Annotated in this window: 13 protein-coding genes; 5 read left to right on the top strand and 8 right to left on the bottom strand. The window is 52.1% G+C overall.

The window, feature by feature from the left end:
• The first annotated feature begins 82 nt into the window (after positions 1-82).
• Positions 83-1,147, top strand: coding sequence for a DUF8173 domain-containing protein (locus AC01YT_RS01025; protein WP_476672284.1), 1,065 nt, complete (start codon positions 83-85; stop codon positions 1,145-1,147).
• A 3-nt stretch (positions 1,148-1,150) separates the two neighbouring features.
• Positions 1,151-2,038, top strand: coding sequence for a toast rack family protein (locus AC01YT_RS01030; RefSeq protein WP_476672285.1), 888 nt, complete (start codon positions 1,151-1,153; stop codon positions 2,036-2,038).
• Here AC01YT_RS01030 and nadD read toward each other — a convergent pair.
• The 8 genes from nadD to AC01YT_RS01070 all read right to left on the bottom strand — a co-directional run bounded on the left by nadD (position 2,031) and on the right by AC01YT_RS01070 (position 11,434).
• A complete protein-coding gene (gene nadD / locus AC01YT_RS01035; RefSeq protein ID WP_476672287.1) occupies positions 2,031-2,636 on the bottom strand; it encodes a nicotinate-nucleotide adenylyltransferase in 606 nt (201 codons plus the stop codon). The two genes, AC01YT_RS01030 and nadD, sit on opposite strands and share 8 nt — an antisense overlap.
• Positions 2,633-3,898, bottom strand: coding sequence for a GTPase ObgE (obgE, locus tag AC01YT_RS01040; protein ID WP_476672288.1), 1,266 nt, complete (start codon positions 3,896-3,898; stop codon positions 2,633-2,635). Before obgE ends, nadD begins: the two co-directional genes overlap by 4 nt.
• Before the next feature lie 59 nt (positions 3,899-3,957).
• On the bottom strand, positions 3,958-5,274 hold the full coding sequence (locus AC01YT_RS01045) for a cyclic 2,3-diphosphoglycerate synthase (RefSeq protein ID WP_476672290.1): 1,317 nt from the start codon (positions 5,272-5,274) through the stop codon (positions 3,958-3,960).
• Between the two features lie 41 nt (positions 5,275-5,315).
• Positions 5,316-7,073, bottom strand: a complete 1,758-nt coding sequence (gene argS / locus AC01YT_RS01050) for an arginine--tRNA ligase (protein ID WP_476672291.1) — start codon at positions 7,071-7,073, stop codon at positions 5,316-5,318.
• 182 nt (positions 7,074-7,255) lie between these two features.
• Positions 7,256-7,531, bottom strand: a complete 276-nt coding sequence (gene rpsT / locus AC01YT_RS01055) for a 30S ribosomal protein S20 (RefSeq protein WP_476672293.1) — start codon at positions 7,529-7,531, stop codon at positions 7,256-7,258.
• Positions 7,532-7,682: 151 nt separating this feature from the next.
• On the bottom strand, positions 7,683-8,858 hold the full coding sequence (locus AC01YT_RS01060) for a phosphoglycerate kinase (protein WP_476672295.1): 1,176 nt from the start codon (positions 8,856-8,858) through the stop codon (positions 7,683-7,685).
• Between the two features lie 90 nt (positions 8,859-8,948).
• Entirely contained in the window at positions 8,949-10,001 is a 1,053-nt protein-coding gene (gene gap, locus AC01YT_RS01065; RefSeq protein ID WP_315624060.1) for a type I glyceraldehyde-3-phosphate dehydrogenase, read from the bottom strand.
• A gap of 41 nt (positions 10,002-10,042) precedes the next feature.
• Positions 10,043-11,434, bottom strand: a complete 1,392-nt coding sequence (locus tag AC01YT_RS01070) for a gluconeogenesis factor YvcK family protein (RefSeq protein WP_476672296.1) — start codon at positions 11,432-11,434, stop codon at positions 10,043-10,045.
• A 327-nt stretch (positions 11,435-11,761) separates the two neighbouring features.
• Between AC01YT_RS01070 and AC01YT_RS01075 the strand changes: the two genes are divergently transcribed.
• The 3 genes from AC01YT_RS01075 (at position 11,762) to AC01YT_RS01085 (ending at position 16,135) form a co-directional block, all read left to right on the top strand.
• Positions 11,762-13,120 carry an acetyl ornithine aminotransferase family protein gene (locus AC01YT_RS01075; protein ID WP_476672297.1) on the top strand — a complete coding sequence of 453 codons (1,359 nt, stop codon included), beginning with the start codon at positions 11,762-11,764 and terminating at the stop codon, positions 13,118-13,120.
• Positions 13,117-14,682 (top strand): sensor histidine kinase, encoded by a 1,566-nt coding sequence (locus tag AC01YT_RS01080; protein ID WP_476672298.1) that lies wholly within the window; start codon positions 13,117-13,119, stop codon positions 14,680-14,682. The genes AC01YT_RS01075 and AC01YT_RS01080 overlap by 4 nt, the downstream gene beginning before the upstream one ends.
• Before the next feature lie 97 nt (positions 14,683-14,779).
• Positions 14,780-16,135: a CpXC domain-containing protein gene (locus AC01YT_RS01085; protein ID WP_476672300.1), complete on the top strand. Its 1,356-nt coding sequence runs from the start codon at positions 14,780-14,782 to the stop codon at positions 16,133-16,135.
• The last annotated feature ends 19 nt before the right edge of the window (positions 16,136-16,154 follow it).

Below are 16,154 nucleotides of genomic sequence, written 5' to 3' on the forward strand. Positions count from 1 at the left end.
TCCTTTATGCGTGGACTATTCTCCCACTTGGTACCTGGTTATACGCTTTAATCAAATTCACCTCTCGAGGAGTTAAATCATCATGAAAGCAAAAACCAGCGAAGTATGGCTTGCGTCGCTTATCAGCCTGATCCTGCTATTAGGGATGTGGCAACCTGCTTTGGCGTTTCCGCCTTCATCTTCCATGCCCCAATCCTACAGCGGAGATCGCCTCGTTGTTGGAGAAACGTTCACGCTTCGCAGTGGTGAAACGTTAGAGGGCGATCTCGTCGTCATTGGCGGGTTGGCCGACATCCAAAAGGGAGCCACAGTCAACGGCGATATTGACCTGCTAGGAGGAAGCCTGAAACTGGCTGGTGAGGTCGTCGCCAGTATCAACGCCATTGGAGCGACCATCGAACTTGAAGAGGGGGCCATCATCCGCGGCGATATCCATGCCGTTGCCTCGTCTATTTCGGGGCTTGAAAAAGCCAACCTAATGGGCACACTGGATACCTTCACCCCTACCGGGAATTTCTGGCGTACGCCAGCCTTCCGCTGGCAACCGTGGATTAACCTTCCTTCTGAGCCATTCAATTTCCTCCAACGCACGTTCCTCGATCTCCTGCGCACACTGGCGGTTGCTATCTTAGCCCTATTAATTGCCCTCCTCCTTCCTACCCCTCTAGACCGCATCAGCCAAACACTGGTACATGAGCCATTTCTGAGCGGTGGATTGGGATTGCTAACCCTGCTGGTTATGCCGGCAATGATTCTTGTTCTGTTCATTACTATCATCCTCATCCCTGTAGCGCTCGTCGGGATCGTCATTCTTGCCCTGGCACTACTTTTAGGATGGGTCGCGGTAGGGTATGAAATCGGCAACCGCTTGGCCGAACTCTTCAAAAGCATTTGGAGTCCGCCTCTGGCGGCCGGGATCGGCACACTGGTGCTAGGGCTTGTGTTGTATTTGTTAGGATTTGTCTTCTGCCTGGGTGGTTTACTTAGTTTCCTCATCGGTTGTTGGGGATTGGGCGCCGTACTGCTAAGCCGTTTTGGCACGCAGGTCTTCCGCACTGCCCCGCCAACTTCTCTCTCTTCGACCGCTCTTGAAGACATTCGCCCTTCACCAACAACCCCCGAAGAAGAAACCCCCCCTAAGGAGTGAACCATGAGACACACTACATGGATGTTTACCCGCTCGCTTGTACTCTTAACAGGCCTGTTACTCGTCACCTCATTAGCCTGCTCCATTACTGTAGATTTGCCTAATCTACGTGTGCCCACCATGCAAGTCACCACGCCCAAGGTCATAACCATTGATGAGCCCCTACCTGCAGGAACAACTCAGCCCATTCGCCTTCGTCTAGAAATGGGTATGGGCGAGTTGAAACTTCAAGCCGGCGCTGAGGGTTTGATTGAGGGCAGTATTCGCTACAACGTCCCCGAGTGGGAACCCCAAATCCTGCGCGGTGAAAATGCCCTCACCCTGACCCAACGTCAAACCGAGGGTCAACTTGCCTTTCCAAAAGACACTATCAACGAATGGAATCTGAAATTAGGGAACTATCCCCTTGATTTGAGCATCAATGCCGGTGCCTATAAGGGAGAACTTGATTTGAGCGGTGTTCCTCTGACACGATTACAAATCTCAGATGGGGCAAGTGAAGCGCGGGTCATCTTCAATACCCCTAATCCCTTGCCGATGGAACAATTGCGCTACCGCACCGGCGCGTCCAAGGTCGAATTGTTGGGTTTAGGCCATACCAAGGCCGCTGAAATTGTCTTCGAGGGAGGAACCGGCGCATATACGCTTGATTTCTCAGGAGATTTAAGCCAGGACACCAAGGTGCAGATCAAATCCGGCGTCTCGCAGGTTGTGCTGATTATCCCTGAGGAAACCCCGGCCCGGGTTGAAATTACCGGAGGGTTAAGCAACATCACGCCACGAGGTACATGGAGCATCCGTGATGGCGTTTATGAAAAAAGCGGCAGTGGAGCACGGCTTCTGATTGAGATTCAGATGGGAGTCGGCTCACTTGAATTGAAAATTAAGTAGCACGATACAGCCGATATTTTTCCACCAGCGCATAAACTTGCGGCGGGAGGTAATAGCGATAAGCCTTACTTCCTGCTACGCGTTGGCGAATCTGGGAGGACGAAATCTCCAACAAGGGGGCATCTACAAACATTACCTTATGCTCCAGACCCGGTAAAACGGCTTCAAGGTAAGAAAGATCCACCGCATCGCCAGGTCGCCGCATGACCCCTAAGCCATCACAAGTCCTGAGAAACTCCAAAGGTTGATGCCAGGTCGGTAAATCGCGTAGCGAATCTCCACCAATCAGATAAATCAGCGTATCCTCAGGATAGAGGTTGCGTAAAACGCGAAGGGTATCCACGGCATAATGCGGTCCAGGGCGGTCAATCTCAACTCGCGAAAGTTCAAACGAGGGGTCATCCTGAATCGCCGCCACAACCATTTCCAGCCGGATAGCAAGGGGCGTTATAGGTTGTCCACGCTTATGTGGCGGATCGGGTGTTAGCACCCACAACACCCGATCTAAATGCAATTGATCGGCCGCCTCAGAGGCGAGAATGAGATGTCCCACGTGAGGAGGATCAAACGTGCCCCCGAAAATTCCTAACCGGCTCATTCTTGCCACTCAAGTTCAAAATGATCGCCAATGAAGACAGTATCCCCGTTTTGAACCCCGGCCTGCCGTAACGCCTCATCCACGCCTAAGGCCTCCATGAGTTTCTGGAAACGGCGCACCGATTCCTCATATTCCCAATAGGTCATGGCTGCGGCGCGCTCTACGGCTTCGCCGGTCACCTTGAAACTCCCATCCGGTAAACGGATGACCTGGAAAGCACGTGGATCGGCGGCAGGGCGATACACCGGAAGCTCTTCCTTCACCGGTACTGTCGGGGCTTGTTTCACCAGTTCAGCACACTGCCATAAAATGGGTTGTAAGCCGATTTTACGTAAAGCGGAAATTGCCGTAGCCTCAACACCGTGTTCTTTGAGCGCGCGTTGAATTTGCGGCCACCGCTCCTGAACCTCAGGGAGATCAATCTTATTCAAAGCCACAATCATGGGCTTGCGCGTCAATTCGGGGTCAAACAGCGCCAATTCGCTATTAATTTGGGCATAATCCGCCACCGGGTCGGGCGAAAGTCCATCCAGCAAGTGAATCAGCACTTTGGTGCGTTGGATATGACGTAGAAAGGCATCCCCCAACCCCACCCCCCGATGTGCCCCTTCGACCAACCCCGGAATATCCGCCAGAACCAGCGATGTGTTGGCATCGAGATCGGCCACCCCAAGGTTGGGTTCAAGCGTGGTAAAGGGGTAATCCGCAATTTTGGGTTTGGCGTTGGTTACTGCGGCGAGAAAACTGGATTTTCCGGCATTAGGTACACCCACAATTCCTACATCGGCGATTAATTTTAGTTCCAGGCGCAGGTTACGTTCCTGTCCAGGTTCCCCTTTTTCCGCAATTCGCGGGGCCTGATTGCGGGGAGTTGCAAAACGAGCGTTACCACGCCCCCCACGCCCTCCGCGACATACCACCAAACGTTGTCCGGGCGCGGTTAAATCCCCCAGCAACTCCCCGGTGTCATCATCATAAACGACCGTCCCTGGCGGAACCGGGATGATCAGGTCTTCTCCGGAACGCCCGGTCATATTATTGGGGCCTCCCCGTTCACCATCCGGCGCAATAAAACGGCGTTGGTAGCGAAACTTGACCAGGGTGTTTAAGAAAGGCGAAACCTCAAGGATAACATCCCCCCCTCGCCCACCGTCACCCCCATCCGGGCCGCCACGGGCCACGTACTTCTCACGATGGAAGTGCACAATACCATCCCCACCTTTGCCGGAACGAACGTAAATCCTGGCCTCGTCAATAAACATACCCCACCATCCCAAATGAGGGGTGAGAAAGGTAATCCTTTCTCACCCCCCCGACGAACTTATTTACCCAGTTTTGCCTTCAGAATGTCTTCAAGGGTTGGCTGTCCGATTTCTTGAAGTTCATAGCGTACCCGCTGAACCGGCTTGTTGATTTTTATCACCCGGGTAATGTCTATAGGCGTTGCAGAGATCACCAGGTCTACTTCAGCGCGGTTTATGGTCTCTTCCAACTCCTGCATTTGAACTTCGCCGTAGCCCATAGCCGGAAGGATGGGGCCCGTTTGCGTATATTTGCGGTAGGTCTCGGCAATGGACCCGACCGCATAGGGGCGCGGATCCACTATCTCAGCCGCCCCAAAGCGGCGCGCTGCTACCCACCCTGCGCCATAAGCCATCTCACCATGGGTCAGGGTTGGCCCATCCTCAATGACCAAAACGCGCTTACCCCGAATGGCTTGCGGATCATCCATAAAAATAGGGGAAGCGGCTTCAATAATAATGGCTTGCGGGTTTAAGGCTTGCAGGCTTTCGCGAACCTGCATCACGGCCTCAGGATTAGCTGTGTCCACTTTGTTAATGACAAATACATCTGCCCGCCGCACATTGGTTTCACCAGGATGGTAACGGTACTCATGCCCAGGGCGGTGAGGATCAGCCACCACGATGCGCAGATCTTCCTGGTAAAACGAAAAGTCATTATTACCGCCATCCCACAAAATCACGTCCACTTCGGCTTCAGCCTGGTGCAGGATTTTTTCATAATCCACACCAGCGTAGACGATGACCCCATTGTCCAGGTGGGGCTCATACTCTTCGCGTTCCTCAATCGTGCATTCGTAGCGATCCAAATCCTCATAACTGGCAAAACGCTGAGCCTCTTGGCGCACCAGATCCCCATAAGGCATGGGGTGACGGATAGCCGCTACTCGGAAACCCATGCCGCGCAGGATTTTTGCCACCCGGCGGCTGGTTTGGCTCTTCCCGGAGCCGGTTCGAACTGCACACACTGCAACCACCGGCTTGGTGGATTTCAATTGGGTGCTCCTAGGGCCCATTAAGCGGAAATCCGCACCGGCAGCCATAACCAAAGAGGCCTTATGCATCACATATTCATGAGACACATCGCTGTACGCAAATACGACCTGATCTACCGCCAGGGTCTTGATCAGATGCTCTAGATCGCTTTCAGGGTAAATTGGGATACCCTCAGGATACAAAGGACCGGCTAACTGGGGTGGGTAACGCCGCCCCTCGATGTTGGGTATCTGGGTTGCCGTAAATGCCACCACTTGATAGTCTGGGTTATTGCGGAAGAAAACATTGAAGTTATGAAAATCGCGACCTGCGGCACCCATGATGATTGTTCGAATGGCCATAGGTTATTACATCCTCCTGGGTGTTGGAATTGGAAACCGGATTACATCGCCTCGGGGGCGCTAATCCCAAGCAAAGCCAGACCCACTTCCAGTGCCTGGCGAGCGGCCGCTACCAAACGGAGCCGGAATGAACGAACCTCCGGCTCGGCTTGTAAGACCGGGCATTGGGTGTAAAAATCATTGAATACGCGCGCCATTTCATATATAAGATTAGCGATAAGCAACGGACGAAATTCTGCCGCCGCACGTTGAATCTCACCCGGTAAACGCGAAATCAAATCTACCAACTCAATCTCTGGGGTGGTTAATTCATGAGACGGAAGGGTAGAGGGCGGTACCTCAAAGTTTACCTTGCGCAGGATACTTCCGGCTCGAACATAGGCATATTGAATGTAAGGCGCTGCCTGTCCATTGATATCCAGCGCGCTTTCCCAGTCAAACGTCACGATTTTGGTATTATCCCGTGAGAGCATGGAATACTTAATCGCGCCCAAGGCCACTGCATGGGCGATCGCCTGTTGTTTCTCGACGGGTAACTCCGGATTCTTTACCTGCACGATGTCGAGGGCTCGCCGTGTTGCCTCACGAACAAGATCTTCCAATAGCACCACCGTTCCCTCACGTGAAGACATTGTTACATTGCCGGGCAGGTTGACAATTTCGTAGGCCAAATGGTAACACCGGCTTGCCCACTCATATCCCATTAACTCTAACGTTTTAAAAATCTGTTGCAGGTAAAGGGTCTGACGTACATCCACAACATAAATGGAGCGCGCCAAATCATATTCCTGGAATTTTAGAATCGCCAAGGCCAAATCTTTAGTGGCGTAAAGTGATGTCCCATCCGAACGCAAAACAACCAAGGTGCGATATTTGTCTTGGGTGCCCAAAAGTTCATCCAGAGGAACAACCACCGGACCCTCAGGCCGTTCATCGCGCGCAATACCCCGCCGGATTAACTCTTCCACCCATCTAATACCGGGTTCTTCGACTTCGCTTTCAAAATAGACACGATCAAAATGAACTCCCAACAAGGCATAGATCTGGTCAAACCCTTCCAATGACCACTGGCGTGTCTTTTGCCACAAAGCTAAGATTTCGGGATCACGTTGATGCCAGCGCGCAAAAAGGGCACGTACTTGCGGTTCTACCGAAGGATCTTCTTCATAGCGCCGATCCGCTTCAGCGTAAAGATCTCCCATCCAACGCGTCTTATCTTCACCGGGTTCCTCACCAGCATGATAGGTCATATAATTCCATAACCACTTGATGACATGAAGGCCAATATCCCCGATGTAATTGGCTCGTATAACGTCATAACCCGCGAATTCCAAGATATTTGAGATCGCTGTACCAAGAATAACATTCCTTAGGTGACCAACGTGAAAAGCCTTGTGAGTGTTGGGCTGTGAAAATTCCACCATCACCTTTTCGCCTCGTGAAGCCGCCCGCCCGAACGTTCGCCCCTGCTCCAGAACAATATCTACCACTCTTTGGGCATAGCGGTCAGGTGAAAAGTGGAGGTTCAGGTAACCATTAATTGCCTCGATCTGAGAAAAGCCTTCTATCTCACCTAGAAACGTAGCGATTGCCGAGGCGAGTTCCTGTGCCCGCTGATTGACCTTGACCGCTTTTCCCTGACGGGCTTCCTGAGCCGCTAACTGAAAAAAAGAGGTTGAAATACCCCAATGGCCGGCAAAGGGGATCCACTTCCATTGAATTTGGGGTTCAGGCAACCCATTTTGAGCGCAATACTGACGAATTTTTTCTTCAACTAAGTATTGTTCACGTTCAAACATGTGGCCGATGCCTCGGTATTCAGGATTATATAAATACACTTTTGTCTTGTCGAAAGGCAAGCCGATTATATCATAGGCCTTTATCGCCGATTCTTAGATAAGTCGGTAGGAACATAAATAAGCGGGAGACCAATGCTCCCGCTCACCTCGAGGCGAATAGAGGATAAAAAGAATTGCTTTAATTAGACCGCTTTGTTAAGCAAAGCGGCAAAGCGTTTCATCAAGCGGCTTTTCCGGCGCGCGGCATTGTTTTTATGAATAACCCCTTTCTCAGCCGCTTTATCCAGCGCTTTTTGAGCGCGAAGCACAGCCACACGGGCTTCATCGAGATTACCGCTTTCAATCGCCGCGTTGGCCTTGCGAATAAACGTGCGCGCTGACCCACGATAAACCCGGTTGCGCAAGCGTCGCTTTTCATTCTGCCGATTGCGTTTGATTTGAGACTTGATGTTAGCCAAAGCCCATCCTCCATCAGTATAACTTTCGAAAACCAATTTTACTAGAAGAACCTCAATTCGTCTAGGAACATCTCGAACTCAAGCGTGGTGAACCGCGCTCTGATAAAGAATCAGCCCCGAGAATTTGTCCGGGGCTGATCGGTGTACATACTTATTTATCTAATAGTGCAGCAACACCGGGCAGTACCAAACCCTCCAACATCTCCAGAGATGCACCACCACCAGTTGAGATATGGGTGATCTTGTCAGCCAAACCCGACTGGTTGATAGCCTGCACCGACTCGCCACCGCCGATGATGCTCACCGCGCCACTTTCTGCCACAGCGCGCGCAATGCCGAATGTGCCCTGAGCAAACTTCGGAAACTCAAAAACACCCATCGGGCCGTTCCATACCACCGTGCCAGCTCCTGCAATCACTTTGCTATACGCCTCCACGGTTTGCGGCCCAATATCCAATACCCGCCAGCCTTCCGGCACCGGCCCAACCGGCATCACCTTCGACTCTGCTTCGGCGTCAAAGCGATCTGCGATCACTACATCTACCGGCAAATGCAAGCGCTCACCGCCCTCCGCCAGCAAGGACTTGGCGGTTTCGAGTGCCTCATCCTCAACCAACGAATCACCCATGGGGATACCCTTGGCTTTGAAGAACGTATTCGCCATCCCACCGCCGATCAAAATGGCATCCGCTTTCTTCAAGAGATTGCGGATTACACCGATTTTGTCGCTGATCTTGGCGCCACCTAAGATCGCTACAAAGGGGCGCTTGGGATTTTCAATCGCCTCACCCAGGTATTTGATTTCTTTCTCCATCAGGAAGCCCGCCACCGCAGGCAGGTAATGTGCAATTCCTTCGGTGGAAGCGTGAGCGCGATGAGCGGAGCCAAAGGCATCGTTCACATAAATGTCCGCCAACGCAGCCAGGTCTTTCGCCATCTCAGGATCATTCTTTTCTTCCTCGGGATGGAAACGGGTGTTCTCCAACAAGAGGACTTCCCCTGGTTTAAGGGCTTTAGCGGCTTCCTCAGCTACCGGCCCAATACAATCTTCTGCAAATTTCACCGGCTTCCCCAGCAGATTAGCCAGATAATCCGCCACCGGTTTAAGGGAGTATTTAGGATCCGGGCCTCCTTTGGGACGACCCAAATGGGAAGCAAGTATGACCGCCGCGCCTTGATCTAATAGATACTGAATGGTCGGCAATGCTGCACGAATACGCGTATCATCCCCAACCACACCGTCTTTAATGGGAACGTTGAAATCTACACGCACGAACACGCGTTTGCCCTTAACATCAACATCTCGAATTGTCTTCTTGTTGAACATGATTCCCTCCCACATTTAGAAGATGGTCATGCGCAACCCCGAGGTATTTCTAAGGTCGCGCATGACCTGAGTTTTAAGAGCGCCGTTCGACTATAACGATTTTGCCATTAACGCGGCCAGGTCAGCGGTGCGGCAGGAGTAACCCCACTCGTTATCGTACCAGGCCACCACTTTGACCAAATTACCACCCATGACCATGTTCGAGGGCAAGTCAATAATGGAAGAGCGAGAGTCACCTTTGAAGTCCATCGAAACCAACGGCTCATTATAGCCACCATTGGTGACACCCAGGATGCCCTTGAGTGGACCATTCGCCGCATCAATGAAGACCTGATTAAGTTCTTCCTTGGTGGTGGGCTTTTCCACCGTTGCAACAAAGTCCACGATTGAAACCGTGGGGGTAGGCACGCGCAGGGCGTAACCGTCAAATTTGCCCTTCAAATCAGGGATGACCAACGCCACTGCTTTAGCCGCGCCAGTGGTCGTGGGGATAATGTTGAGGCCAGCTGAGCGCGAGCGGCGCATTTCTTTCTTGTGCCCCTGATCCAAGATCACCTGATCGTTCGTATACGAGTGAATGGTCACCATCACCGCATTAAGGATCTTGAAGTGATCATGGACCACCTTTGCCGCCGGCGCCAAGCAGTTGGTGGTGCAGGAGGCATTGGACACTACATGATGTTTTGCGGGGTCATACATATTTTCGTTGACGCCGAGGACAATTGTAATATCCTCGTTCTTTGCCGGCGCGCTGATGATGACCTTCTTCGCACCGCCCTTATCAATGTGAACGCGAGCACCGGGCTTGCCTTTTGCCGGATCGCCCAAAGCATCGGTGAAGACACCCGTGGACTCGATCACAATGTCTACACCCAGATCCTTCCATGGCAGGTTGCCCGGATCTTTCTCGGCAAACACCTTGATACGCCGCCCGTCAATGACAATATCCCCATCGACCACCTCCACGCTACCCGGGTAAATTCCGTAGGTGGAGTCAAACTTGAATAGATGCGCATTCTGCTTCGCATCAAACAGATCATTGACCGCTACGACTTCCAGGTCATTGGGGTAACGCTCAAGGATGGCCTTGAGAACCAAGCGGCCAATACGGCCAAAACCATTGATACCAACTTTGACTGCCATTGTGCACCTCCACAAGATTTAGGATCGTTAGAATGGTTGGTTCAATTCCTCCCCTTTTCCGCATAGGTGCTAAGCACACCTTCACGGGGAAGGGTATCTTCACGTCCAGAGAGCGGTCCGGTGCGCTCGTAGTACAGATCCATCACCACCTGAGCCAACCGTGCCGCATCGTGTCGCCAAGGTTGCTCATCATCCACCAAATCCGCACAGTAGATAGCATAACGTTCTTCCAATTCAGGCGAGGGCAAAACCGCCCGCACCCCTTCGGGCAGATTCTTGGGGGAGCGGTTATTACACACGATCAAATCAAAAATCGGCTCTCCCAGATGGCGCTCGATGGCTCTGATATGATCCGCGCAGGTAAACGTATCCGTCTCTCCACGCTGGGTTGCTACGTTACAAATATAGAACTTCAACGCCCGACTGGATTTCAAGGCCGCAGCAATGTCGGGTACCAGCAAATTAGGTAAAATGCTCGTGAAAAGTGAGCCCGGCCCGATCAAAATCAGATCGGCGTTAAGAATGGCCTGCACCGCGGGGGGATAACCTAACGGTGCATTGGGTTCCAGCCACACCCGTTCGACCTGCCCGCCCACTTTCGGGATATTACTCTCGCCCTTTACACGGAGGGTGCGCCCATCTTCCGGCTTTCTTACCTCCGCCACCAAACGGACGTCATGCAAGGTTGAGGGGAGAACACGTCCCCGTACTGCCAAAACTCGTCCCGACTCGGCGATGGCTTCCTCAAACGAACCGGTGATATCGGCTAAGGCGGTGATCAAAAGGTTACCTAGGTTGTGTCCATTTAACCCCGCCCCAGCCGGAAAGCGATAGCGAAACAACTGTGTAATCAGTTCCTCATCATCCGAGAGGGCTGCCAAACAGTTACGAATATCTCCGGGAGGCAGTACGCCCATATGACGCCGCAACTCACCCGATGAGCCGCCATCATCGGCCACTGTCACAATGGCGGTCAAATTATGGGTATAAGCCTTCAAACCACGTAACAACGTGGAGAGCCCCGTTCCTCCGCCAATAGCCACAATGCGCGGTCCGCGTTCCCGACGGCGGTAATCCGTCACTGTTTCCACAATAGGTTTACCAGGGCGCAAAAATGGCCGCAAGAGTGAACGGCTAAGCCCCCAGCCTCCCCAGAGGATAAGCCCCATCCCAATACTGGCGAAAATGGCAATACGTAGAGGGCGGTCAATAAAACGGAGGGCAAGAATAGAAAGCCACGGTAGCCAGGGAGTATCGGGTGCCCCGCGATAAATATCGAGCAGAGAAAGCGTGACCCCCGTACCTAAAAACGTGGTTCCAATAAGTAGAACCAACAACCAACGCTTAACGCCAATCCCTGGCGTAAGCCATCGCAGTGCCAGCCTCATACGCCGTTGCCAGGAGTGCCAGGGACGAGCCGTTAACTTGCCCATACCTCTTATTTATAACCGTCTTTTGTTTGGGCGTCAACGAAAACTTTTGGTACGAACAGCCGAATTTATTATACCACTATTTGTGATAATTATCACAATACTCCAATACAAACCGCTAATTTTCCCGTGCTATAATGAGTGAAGCAAATGTAATTAACATCCTTTGGCTGCTACAGAGACCCGTTAACGTCTTCTTGCTGATCTACGTGTATTGCATGGAGGCAAAGGGCGATTCAATTAACATATAAAAAAGATTGCAATCGTCCTTTTACAAAACACCCCCTTTATGCAAGGTCATCTCTTCACTTATTCCCAGGAGGAATCTCTATGGCATCTACCTCTTTACCCAGCCCCCAAGCCCATCACTATATTGCTCGGGATCATGCTGTCATCTCCCCTTCCTATCCCCGCAGTCACCCCTTTGTTATGGATCATGGCCGTGGCGTAGAAGTCTGGGACGTAGATGGCAATCGCTTTCTTGATTTTGCCGCCGGAATTGCTGTGGTTTCCACCGGGCACAGCCACCCTCAAGTCGTGAAAGCCATCCAGGAACAGGCCGGGAAATTCATCCATATTTCCTCTGATTTTTACCACCCCAAATGGATAGAACTTGCCGAGTACATTAATCGCATCGTCCCCTTTGACGAAGATGCTGTTTGTTTTATGACCAATTCCGGCACTGGTGCCGTTGAAACCGCGATCAAACTGGCCCGTTATTATACCGGGCGCACTGAATTCATTGGTTTTCTCGGCGGATTTCATGGGCGCACTATGGGCTCATTGGCTTTCACGGCCAGCAAATCATCCTATCACCGTGGGTTTTTGCCCCTCATGCCCGGGGTTACCCACATCCCTTATCCCAATCCCTACCGTCCGGTATTACAATCCCTGCCTGGTGAACCCTACGGTCAAACCGTTGTGCGTTACCTTGAGCAAGAGGTGTTTGCCAAACTCGTTCCCCCAGACGCCGTTGCGGGCATCATCGTCGAACCGGTGCTTGGTGAAGGTGGTTACGTTGTCCCCGCACCCGGCTTTTTCCCGGCCCTCAGAGATCTCTGTGATCGGTACGGTATCCTTCTAATTGTTGACGAAGTGCAAAGTGGTGTTGGGCGCACGGGTAAATGGTGGGGAATCCAGCATTTTGGCGTTGAGCCGGATATGATTTGCATCGCCAAAGGCATCGCCTCGGGTATGCCCTTGGGTGTGATGGCGGCACGCAAACATCTGGTAACGTGGCCAAAAGGCAGTCATGGTAACACTTACGGAGGGAACCCACTTTCCTGCGCTGCGGCTCTAGCCACCCTCCAATTGATTGAAAACGGCTACATGCAAAATGCAGCTACTGTCGGCCCATATGCCCTTCAGCGTTTGTGTGAGATCATGGAACGCCATCCTTCAATTGGCGATGTCCGCGGGCTAGGCCTGATGATTGGCGTCGAATTTGTGCAAGACCGAAGCACCAAGGAACCCGCGGAGAAGCTTCGTGATCGTGTTGTAGAACTTTGCTTCGAAAAGGGCCTAATCGTTCTCGGATGTAGCACCAATGTGATCCGCATCTCACCACCGCTGTGTATCACCTATGACGAAATAGACGAAGGATTAGAAATTTTTGAGGCCGCCATCGAACAGGCCGAAGATGAACTTTATCCTCACCCGGTTTCGCACCCCGGAGGCGCTCATCCATGAGCTTCATGCTCCCCGATTTCCGTATCCGTCAGCGAGATTACTTACTTGAGATCACGCGCGCCCTCACCCAGGAATTGGACTTAGATGCGTTGTTAGGGCGTATCTTGCGTATCTCAATTGAGATGTTAGCCGGGCAGGCTGGCTTGATCGCCTTACGCGAGGAAGATGGCACTTGGAAAGTTGCGGTTGCCCAAGGTATCCCTCAGGCCTTCGTCAGATTTCTAGCCCCCTATTTACACGATATCACCGATTCGCCTGATCCCGACTACTTCGAACTACTCGAAATTGATCGCCGCTTGCGCGAACTCGCCCTTACAACCAGTCTAGGATTACTACATGGGGTTGTCTTGCCACTTATCGCCCGCAATCGCGTTTTGGGGGTCATTTTTATCTTTCGTTCTTACCCAGCCGCCTTTTCTAGCAACGACCGGGGCTTACTGATGGCATTCGCCGATCAAGCTGCCATTGCCGTTTCAAATGCGCAACTTTATACCCAATTAGCCCGGAGCAAACAACGACTGGATGGCCTCCTCGATGCTGTAGCGGATGGTGTGCTGATCCTCAACCCCGATCTGAAGATCGAGCGCTGTAATCCGGCCTTTGCTCGCCTGGTAGGCCTACCCCGCGAGAAAATCCAAGGTAACACGCATGAGGCAATCGTGCATTGGAGCACACCCCCGAAAGAAATGACGCTAGAACAGGCCGTGGCGGGCGGGTGGCCTTTGGCCCCCAATTCCTATCTCTACGTTGAGGGCGATCTCAAATGCCAGGGGCCGCGCAATACTGTACCGGTTGGGATTACCTATGCCCCGTTACTGAGTGAAGGCAAATTGCTCAACATCATTGCTATTGTGCGCGATATTACCCGCTTCCGCGAAGCCGATGAACTAAAAAGCACCTTCATTTCTATTATTAGCCACGAGCTCAAAACCCCCCTGGCTCTGATCAAGGGCTACGTCAGCACCCTGCGCCGCGAAGATGCGCAATGGGATCCCGAAATTGTTCAAGAAAGCCTGGCCGTCATTGAGGAAGAAGCGGATCGCCTGGGGGCGCTGATAGAAAATCTTTTGGATGCTTCGCGCTTGCAGGCGGGCGGTCTTACCCTCAAGCGCGCCGATGTTTGGCTCCCCGAATTGGCATCACGGGTGGCACAGCGCATGTCCACGCAGACCAATCGCCATACCATTATCGTGGATTTTCCCCCGGACTTTCCGGTCATATTGGCCGATGAAGACCGTTTGCAGCAGGTTCTCACCAATCTTATTTCCAACGCAATAAAGTACGCCCCCCAGGGAGAAATTCGCATCTCAGGCCAGGTGCGCCCGGATACGGTTATCGTCTGTGTAAGTGACCAGGGGCCGGGCATCGCCCCCTCAGATTGTCCCCACATTTTTGATCGTTTCTATCGTTCGCCTGAAGTGATGCGCCATACCAAGGGCGCCGGGTTGGGTCTTTACCTGAGCCGTGCCATCATCGAAGCCCACGGGGGTAAAATTTGGGTGGATTCCGGTGCGGAACAAGGCGCCCGTTTTTGCTTCTCACTTCCCCGTCAGCCCCAATAAGTAAGTAAGAAGGAGAATAATTTAAATTTTTCCCCCTCGCTCTTTCAAAATGGTATAATGCGTTCGTTAATTCCGCCCAGAAAGGGTGAACTTCCTTATGCCCAAAGTACAAACCTCTTGCCCCCGCTGCAAATCACCGGTAATCGCCGATTTAGAGCAACTACTGGATGTCTCGGTTGACCCCTCGGTCAAACAGCGCTTGCTCAACGGACAGATCAACGTCATTCACTGCCCCACCTGTGGGTTTGAGGGTATGGTTAGTGCCCCTCTGGTCTATCATGACCCCGATAAAGAACTCCTGCTCACCTATTTCCCACCAGACTTAGGACTCTCGGTTAATGATCAAGAACGACTTATCGGGCCTCTAATCAACCAGATCACGAATCGCCTGCCCCTTGAAAAGCGCAAAGCCTATCTGCTCCGTCCTCAAACAATGCTTACCTTTCAAACCTTGATTGAACGGATTCTTGAGGCCGATGGGTACACTCGAGAGGTGTTAGAAAACCAACAAAAACGCTTTGAATTAATCAGACGCTTGCTGGGTATCGTAGACCCTGAAGAACGTAAATCGGTCATGCAACAGGAAGAAGGCCTCATTGATGCCGACTTTTTCCTTATGCTGTCACAAATCACTGAGGCCATGCTCGCCCAGGGCGACGAGCGAACCGCGCGTGTTCTGGCGGCCCTTCAACAGGAAGCTCTTAATAACACAAAAGCAGGACAGGAGATTAAAAACCAGACTCAGGAAGTTCAGGATCTCCTGCAAAAACTGCAGCAGGCCAGCCGCCAAGGCCTAACGCGCGAAAAACTTTTAGATCTAATGCTCGAAGCCAAGAGCGAAGCTGCACTCACTGCCCTGGTAGGGTTGGTGCGCAACGGTCTGGATTATGAATTCTTCCAGGTCCTTTCAGGGCAGATTGAGGCGACTCAAGACAGCGCCGAGAAAGCCCGACTTGAAAACTTACGGGCTAAACTTCTGGAGTATGCACGCCAGGTGGATGAACAGATTCAACGCCATTACAAGCAAAGCCGTCAATTAGTGCAGCAAATTGCCACAGCCCCAAATATCGAACAAGCCGTTGAAGAAAATTTAGAAACGATTGACGAGTTTTTCTTCAAAGCCCTCGACGAAGAATTAGAACAAGCCCGCAAAAACGCGGACCTGGATCGCATTTCTCGCTTGCAACGCATTCGTGCTCACCTAGAAAAACTGAGCACTCCCCCACCTGAAGTTGCCTTCCTCGAAGAACTGCTTAGCCTCTCTTCTTATGAGGAACGCCAAAAGAGAATGCAAGAAAAATCGGACCTGGTCACAGCGGATTTTCTACAACTCGTGGGCGGCCTCATCGCCCAATCCGAGAAACAAAATCAGCCACCGGAATTCCTGAGCGCACTGCGGGAGATCAATCGCCTTGCACTGCGCATGACCATGATGACCAACCTGAACCAGTAACTCGGTTCAGAAACGGAGC

This window comes from Thermanaerothrix sp. (assembly GCF_056331585.1).

What these genes read in the sequence shown, in the direction of transcription:
- AC01YT_RS01025 (WP_476672284.1), top strand. Translation starts at nt 83, where the DNA reads ATGAAAGCAAAAACCAGCGAAGTATGGCTTGCGTCGCTTATCAGCCTG.
- AC01YT_RS01030 (WP_476672285.1), top strand. Translation starts at nt 1,151, where the DNA reads ATGAGACACACTACATGGATGTTTACCCGCTCGCTTGTACTCTTAACA.
- nadD (WP_476672287.1), bottom strand. Translation starts at nt 2,636, where the DNA reads ATGAGCCGGTTAGGAATTTTCGGGGGCACGTTTGATCCTCCTCACGTG.
- obgE (WP_476672288.1), bottom strand. Translation starts at nt 3,898, where the DNA reads ATGTTTATTGACGAGGCCAGGATTTACGTTCGTTCCGGCAAAGGTGGG.
- AC01YT_RS01045 (WP_476672290.1), bottom strand. Translation starts at nt 5,274, where the DNA reads ATGGCCATTCGAACAATCATCATGGGTGCCGCAGGTCGCGATTTTCAT.
- argS (WP_476672291.1), bottom strand. Translation starts at nt 7,073, where the DNA reads ATGTTTGAACGTGAACAATACTTAGTTGAAGAAAAAATTCGTCAGTAT.
- AC01YT_RS01060 (WP_476672295.1), bottom strand. Translation starts at nt 8,858, where the DNA reads ATGTTCAACAAGAAGACAATTCGAGATGTTGATGTTAAGGGCAAACGC.
- gap (WP_315624060.1), bottom strand. Translation starts at nt 10,001, where the DNA reads ATGGCAGTCAAAGTTGGTATCAATGGTTTTGGCCGTATTGGCCGCTTG.
- AC01YT_RS01070 (WP_476672296.1), bottom strand. Translation starts at nt 11,434, where the DNA reads ATGGGCAAGTTAACGGCTCGTCCCTGGCACTCCTGGCAACGGCGTATG.
- AC01YT_RS01075 (WP_476672297.1), top strand. Translation starts at nt 11,762, where the DNA reads ATGGCATCTACCTCTTTACCCAGCCCCCAAGCCCATCACTATATTGCT.
- AC01YT_RS01080 (WP_476672298.1), top strand. Translation starts at nt 13,117, where the DNA reads ATGAGCTTCATGCTCCCCGATTTCCGTATCCGTCAGCGAGATTACTTA.
- AC01YT_RS01085 (WP_476672300.1), top strand. Translation starts at nt 14,780, where the DNA reads ATGCCCAAAGTACAAACCTCTTGCCCCCGCTGCAAATCACCGGTAATC.